We start from the raw sequence: 1,346 nt of genomic DNA on the forward strand, positions 1-1,346 counted from the left end.
TGAGGTTCACCCCGAGGAGTGGACACCGAGTTAGCAGGATCGTTGGTTCTGCTGGTAAGGATGTTCGTTATGCCTCCTCGCAAGCGTCGGTCGTTTACGGCCGAGTACAAGGTTGAGGCTGCTCACCGTGTGATCGATTCCGGTCGTCCGATCGCGGTGGTCGCGCGTGAGCTCGGTATTCACGAGACTGTGTTGAGTACGTGGGTCAAGGACGAGCGGCGCAGGATCGCCGCGGCCGAGGTCGGGGGCGAGAAACCTCTGGACGCGGCTGAGCGGGCCGAGTTGCTGCGTTTACGTAGACAGGTGTCGGAGCTGGAGAAGGACAACGCGTTCCTGGCAAAAGCTTCGGCGTACTTTGCCGCGATGCAGAACAACCGGCCCGGTTCGATCTGATGGCGAAGTACGCCGGCCCCGACGACATCGCCGGAACCGCGGGCACCGGCAAACCCGAGGGACAACGGTTCTCGATCCGACGGATGGCACGCCTGCTCGGTGTGTCGGTGTCGGGCTACTACGTGCATGTGAAGCGCAGGGCGGCAACGGTTCCGACGCCGCGTCAGCAGCGGCGTGCCGATCTGACGGTGAAGATCTTGGACGTGTACGCCGAGTCCGATCGTACGTACGGGTCTCCGCGGATCACCGCCGAGTTACGCGCGCGTGGTGAGACGGTGAGTGCCAAGACCGTCGCGGCGATCATGGCGCGGATCGGGATCGAGGGCATCAGTCCACGCACCTTCAAGGTGAGAACGACCGTGGTCGATCCGGCGGCGTCGTTCCCGCCGGATCTGGTGCGCCGTGACTTCGACCAGGGCCGCCTGGACGCGGTCTGGACGACCGATTTCACGTATCTGACCTGCGGTGAGGGCGACATGTACCTGTGTGCGATCCGGGACGGGCATTCCCGCCGCGTGCTCGCCCACGTCATAGCCGATCACATCGGTTCCGACGTGGTGTGCCAGGCGATCGAGCAGGCCGTAGCAGTGCGCGGGCATCCGGTGGCCGGGACCGTGCTGCATTCCGATCGCGGGGGCGAGTTCACCGCGGGATTGACAGTGAACGCCTGCCGCCGTCACGGGTTGAAACGGTCGATGGGTGATACCGGAATCTGTTGGGACAACAGTCCCGCCGAATCGTTCTGGTCGACCTTCAAACACGAATCGTATTACCGGCACGTCTACGCCACCAAAGCTGAACTCGTTGCCTCGGTTGACAATTGGATCCACAGATACAACCATGATCGGCGGCACTCCGCCCTCGGGATGCTCAGCCCCATACGCTACGAGCAATCCCTGACAGACGCAGCCAAGGCTGCTTGAAACCCTGTCCACCATTCGGGGTGAACCTCA

The 1,346-nt window shown here is 62.9% G+C and carries 2 protein-coding genes; both read left to right on the forward strand.

Going from position 1 to position 1,346, the window contains the following annotated elements:
- Window positions 1–18 precede the first annotated feature (18 nt).
- Complete coding sequence (locus tag IU459_RS37180; RefSeq protein WP_195134258.1) at window positions 19–393, forward strand: transposase; 375 nt, start codon at window positions 19–21, stop codon at window positions 391–393.
- Window positions 393–1,316 (forward strand): IS3 family transposase, encoded by a 924-nt coding sequence (locus IU459_RS37185; RefSeq protein ID WP_195134259.1) that lies wholly within the window; start codon window positions 393–395, stop codon window positions 1,314–1,316. The genes IU459_RS37180 and IU459_RS37185 overlap by 1 nt, the downstream gene beginning before the upstream one ends.
- Window positions 1,317–1,346 lie beyond the last annotated feature (30 nt).

Source organism: Nocardia amamiensis, assembly GCF_015477605.1.
GTDB classification, from domain to species: Bacteria; Actinomycetota; Actinomycetes; order Mycobacteriales; family Mycobacteriaceae; genus Nocardia; species Nocardia amamiensis_A.